The sequence below is a fragment of the Methanospirillum sp. genome (assembly GCF_028679455.1).
Taxonomy (GTDB): domain Archaea; phylum Halobacteriota; class Methanomicrobia; order Methanomicrobiales; family Methanospirillaceae; genus Methanospirillum.
The window spans coordinates 1-4,622 of the sequence record NZ_JAJRBM010000176.1 but is presented as its reverse complement, the minus strand read 5'-3'; the positions used below and the strand labels follow the sequence as shown (position 1 = coordinate 4,622).

The window sequence follows — 4,622 nt, the reverse complement described above, 5'->3', positions numbered from 1 at the left end:
TTTACTAGTTACTATGTAATATAATATACATTTTTCGAAATGCTTGAACATCATCCTGACCCTACTTGTGGAGTCTTGAGAAGAATAAGGTGGTTAGATAATGTAATAGGATACTGTCAGTTTTATTAGTAACAATTGATTTTAAGCATGATCGGATGTAACAATCAATAGTTCTTCCAGATGTGTATAGTTCTATCATGAGTAAGTACTATATTGACTGGAATGCTAACCACCATTAATTAATTTAGCAGTATTAATTATTAAAATTAATTGATACCCCGAGTATATTCTCACAGGTTTTATATTATCCTGCATGAAAGCTTTAACAAATGATTGATGTCAATGCCATTGACTGGAACGAGGCATGGAAAAAACCATTCTCTCCTGAAGACTCCGGCAAAGGTTGTACTAGTTGCGGCAAAAGGTGGTCTGATCCGGAAAAATGCCGTCGGTATAATGATATGGTCAAAGAAGATAACTGGAGTGCTGCTTCCTACCGGATGCAATCCATGGATATCAAACCGGATTTCAGGGTACTGGATATTGGAGCAGGTCCTGGAACACTCTCCATTCCATTGGCAGGAGTGGTAAAAGATGTAACGTCTGTAGAACCATCAGGGGGGATGCTCACCTGCCTGCGTGAAAATACTGTAGAATCCGGAATTTCAAATATTACTATCGTTCCAAAAAAATGGGAGGATATTGTGGTGGAACAGGATCTCACTCCCCCGTATGATCTTGTCATATCCTCATACTCTCTTGCTTTTCCGGATTTACAGGAAGCTTTGCAGAAAATGAACGATGTCAGCAGAAAATATGTCTATATATTCTGGTTTGCTGATATGATGTCTCCCTGGCAACGGAATTACCTGGAGATCTGGGAGCAATTATTTGGTATTCCCCCCGAAACCGGGAGAAAACCAAATATAATCTACAATCTTTTAAACCAGATGGGAATTTATGCAAACGTAGAAGTAAATCTGGAAGAGATATCACATCGTTTTTCCAGCGTGGAAGAAGCTCTGGAAGACCAGAGTACCGGGCTTAACCTTTCAACCCAGGAACAGAGATCATTGTTGAAAAAATACCTGGAGAAAAAATTAATTCAGGAAAAAAATTATTGCGTAATCAGGGAAAAATCTCCAAGATGTAAAATCTGGTGGGATAAAGAACAATTCCTTCACTTATAGGAATAATATGATTTTCCCTGGCAGTTTTTACAGAATACCCTGTTATCTTTGACAACCTCCTTTTTATCTAGTACCTGTTCCCCACATACACTGCAGATCTCCTTGTATAAAGGAAATCCAGGAAGATCTTCTTCCGGAATCCGGATACTGACTTCCCGTATGGAGAATAATTCAGATTCCGGTATCACAGCGAGTTTTTGCACGGTTTCTGCCATATTCTCTCCCTGCCCGTTCTGTTTAGGGATGGCGGCTATTCTGACGGCTTTGCCAGTATCCATGTTCACAAATATCGCAGCAAATTTTCCATAATTCATAAATTTAAGGGTCCTGTGACCAAGTGTGCAGCCGGTAATGGCCTGGATGGCATCGGTTGCACACCGATCTATCTCTACGTACACCAGCAGATTTCGGTTTCGTTCAAGGGGATTCATTCCCAGTTCCCGCATTCCGGCGATACTCATCCGTGTGCCCATAATAATCCCAGGACACGCATCTCCGTGAAATGTCTTTGCCATTTCCAGAAGGATAGAATATTCCGACATAGTAATCAGACTCATACAGTACTGGAGGAGCGAGGAAAAAAAAGGTATAGAAATATACCTGACATTACATAAAGGTAAATACTAATTTTTTTCCCATCATGTGAACCGGATTTCTTTCTTAACTGGAGAACCTTGAGGGAGGATATCGTATCAGCCTTTTTTATATAATATATAATTTATTTTTAGCAATGATAAATTAATAATACCTAACGCCGAATAGTATAGAGATGTTATCGCCTCAGATCGATCCTCCCGGGAATGCCAGAAATAAAGGTTCAGATCCTGGGGTCAGCCCGGTTGTTGGAATTATGCTTATGCTCATCGTTACCGTAATCCTTGCTGCAGTCATCAGCGGATATGCCGGTGGTCTCTCGGAAACGAAGAGCAAGCCGCCTCAACTTGTTCTTCAGACAGATGCATGGAAATATAATGAATCGCTTTTAAACCTCTCAATGACAGTAGTATCTACAGGGGAGGGTATTCCAACGCGTGACCTGAAAATTATCACCACCTGGAAAACAAAAGACAGTTCGGGTGGCAATACTACCATACCGGGAAGTATCTTTCCATTAGGACTTGTTCCAAATAATGCCGGAGTAAACCAGCATGATTTTGGGAATTATACTCTTCTCGGGGGAACAAAGATGATTGTTAACAATGCTTCAGGAGACAAAACCATTTTTGGTATCGATAATGTAGAAAATATTAAGCCCGGTGACCTGCTCACGATCAAATTTGTTCATATTCCCTCACAGGCAACCATATACAACAAGGAACTCATCGTGGGAGGAGATAGTTCTTCATGAGAACTGAATCCGCCGTTTCTCCGGTTATTGGAGTTCTCCTGATGCTTACTCTGACCCTGATTATTGCAGCCATCGTTAACAGTTATGCAGGAGGACTTATCGAGACAAAAGATAAACCACCATCTGTTACCCTTCAGGGAGAATTTCACCAGAGTCAGTCCAACCAGTCGAATGCCAGCCTTACCATTACTCATATCTCCGGTGACCCGCTTCCGGTATCAGAAGTGTCGATAATCCTGAAACCTACCAAAACATTTGGTCCTGATGCAGATAACAAATTTGTAGAGATAAATAAGAAATTTATCACCAATAAAACGGGTAACAGCGGTAATGACAACTGGGCTGCCGGAATCACTTCGATGAAGGCAGGTGAGACCCAGGGTATATTCGGAGAAGATATAAAACAAGTATACAATAGTACGAATGGGGGATATGATCTCTTTGATCAAAAAAATCTGGGCAATACCTTCTATCTTGAGTTTTATTACGACAGGAATCTCATTGCCAAACCTGAAATCCTGATTCAGTCATAATTTTTTTTAAAGGAGACCCGTTCTGGTTGCAGGGATATTTAAAACGGGTTGGATGATACGTAAATTGAGAAACCGTAATTATGATGTTTTATCAGATTGAATAAGCTCCATTCATATATTCGGACGGATTAATCGTTTTCCAGTCCGGCAGAGGGATCCTGAACTGAACAATGCCGATAACAATTATAGGGTACCGTGATCTCGAAACATGTCCCGTTACCCTGCGCTCCCGATTCCCGGATGGAGAGGCTGGTTATCTGCAGGATTTCTCTTGCAAGAAATAAACCAAGTCCGGTATTGTGGCCATAACCCCGTTCAAATATATGATCCTTCTCTTCCGGCAATATACCAATTCCGTCGTCCTCGTACCTGATAACAAGGGTGTCATCCACGATCTCATCCCGTATGGTTATGGTGGTGACGGTTTTTCCGTGCCGTATGGAGTTATCCACCAGGGTATAGAATACCTTTTCAAGCAGGGGATCTGCATATACTTCGACCGGATTAAGGGAGATCAGGAATCTGATAGTACCTGTTTTGAATCCGGTAAGGATTCGATCCACCACTGCCAGGACTGACTGCCATACCGGGGAAAAAACACCGATATCCTGATAAATCCTGGTGAAGAGGATCTGTTCCTGGATGGCTTCTGCAGACTGTTCAATTTTTTGTAAGTACTGAGAGATTCCGATATCTGAAACCGACTCCTTGATGAGTTCCAGGTATCCATATAATGCATTTATCTGGTTCAGAATATCATGACGGGTTACAGAATTCAGCAGATTTAACTTATTATTTGCCTGGGAATATGCTTCCTGGGTCCGGAATAGTTCTTCCGTCCTGGCCTCTGTAATAACCTCAAGTTCGTTGTACAGACATTGCATTTTTTCCTGGGATAATTTCATCTCGGTTATATCGCGGCTGATTCCCAAAATCCCAGCAATATGGCCGTTATTATCCTTGATCGGTGTCAGGATGGATTCAATCCACCGGGTTTTATTCTCCTCAATCAGTTCAAAAACCTTTTCCCGGGTCTCTCCGGATACAATCAATTCCTGGTCAATCCGGGATGAAATCTCCGCGGTTGCCCCGGAAAAGAGATCATAATCTGTTTTTCCCAGAATTTCCTCACGTTTTTTACCGATATTATCTGCATACTGTCTGTTACAGGCAATATACCGAAGTGAGGGATCCTTAAAAAAAAATCCATGAGGGATATTATCAACAAGAGTCTGGTAATTCTCGTTTATTTCCTGATAAGAAGAAAAGGTTGCTGCTGCATTGATGATATGTGAAGTGGTATGAACAAGGTTGATCATAAGCCGTTGTTCATCTGCCGGTATCTCACTCGTATTGAAGAAACACATATACCCTATGGTTTTACCGTTTTCATCTACAAGCGGGAACGGACATGAAGCGTACATCTCAAATTTTTTTGCATGGTTACAAAGATGCGTGTGGACATAATCTGTTACAGATACGTGTGCATCCACCCGGGAACTCATGCCCGCCATTTCCGAGATATCCGGAATGAGGATTTTATCCAGTCCG

At 41.6% G+C, this 4,622-nt stretch carries 5 protein-coding genes; 3 read left to right on the top strand and 2 right to left on the bottom strand.

Features of this window, described 5'->3' with window-relative positions:
* The first annotated feature begins 329 nt into the window (after positions 1-329).
* Positions 330-1,190, top strand: a complete 861-nt coding sequence (locus tag LUQ50_RS05940; protein ID WP_300037631.1) for a class I SAM-dependent methyltransferase — start codon at positions 330-332, stop codon at positions 1,188-1,190.
* Here LUQ50_RS05940 and LUQ50_RS05935 read toward each other — a convergent pair.
* Positions 1,181-1,732 carry an FmdE family protein gene (locus LUQ50_RS05935; protein WP_300037628.1) on the bottom strand — a complete coding sequence of 184 codons (552 nt, stop codon included), beginning with the start codon at positions 1,730-1,732 and terminating at the stop codon, positions 1,181-1,183. The two genes, LUQ50_RS05940 and LUQ50_RS05935, sit on opposite strands and share 10 nt — an antisense overlap.
* Before the next feature lie 227 nt (positions 1,733-1,959).
* Here LUQ50_RS05935 and LUQ50_RS05930 point away from each other — a divergent pair, with 227 nt between their 5' ends.
* Together LUQ50_RS05930 and LUQ50_RS05925 are read left to right on the top strand one after the other, a co-directional pair.
* Complete coding sequence (locus tag LUQ50_RS05930; RefSeq protein WP_300037625.1) at positions 1,960-2,538, top strand: type IV pilin N-terminal domain-containing protein; 579 nt, start codon at positions 1,960-1,962, stop codon at positions 2,536-2,538.
* Positions 2,535-3,071 (top strand): type IV pilin N-terminal domain-containing protein, encoded by a 537-nt coding sequence (locus LUQ50_RS05925; RefSeq protein ID WP_300037622.1) that lies wholly within the window; start codon positions 2,535-2,537, stop codon positions 3,069-3,071. Before LUQ50_RS05930 ends, LUQ50_RS05925 begins: the two co-directional genes overlap by 4 nt.
* Positions 3,072-3,199: 128 nt before the next feature.
* On the opposite strand, the gene LUQ50_RS05920 is transcribed toward LUQ50_RS05925, so the two are convergent.
* Positions 3,200-4,622: PAS domain-containing sensor histidine kinase (locus LUQ50_RS05920; protein ID WP_300037619.1), on the bottom strand; the 1,423-nt coding region annotated here is incomplete at its 5' end.

Coding starts and splice junctions, on each gene's coding strand:
- LUQ50_RS05935 (WP_300037628.1), bottom strand. CDS start 1,732: ATGTCGGAATATTCTATCCTTCTGGAAATGGCAAAGACATTTCACGGA.
- LUQ50_RS05925 (WP_300037622.1), top strand. CDS start 2,535: ATGAGAACTGAATCCGCCGTTTCTCCGGTTATTGGAGTTCTCCTGATG.
- LUQ50_RS05940 (WP_300037631.1), top strand. CDS start 330: ATGATTGATGTCAATGCCATTGACTGGAACGAGGCATGGAAAAAACCA.
- LUQ50_RS05930 (WP_300037625.1), top strand. CDS start 1,960: ATGTTATCGCCTCAGATCGATCCTCCCGGGAATGCCAGAAATAAAGGT.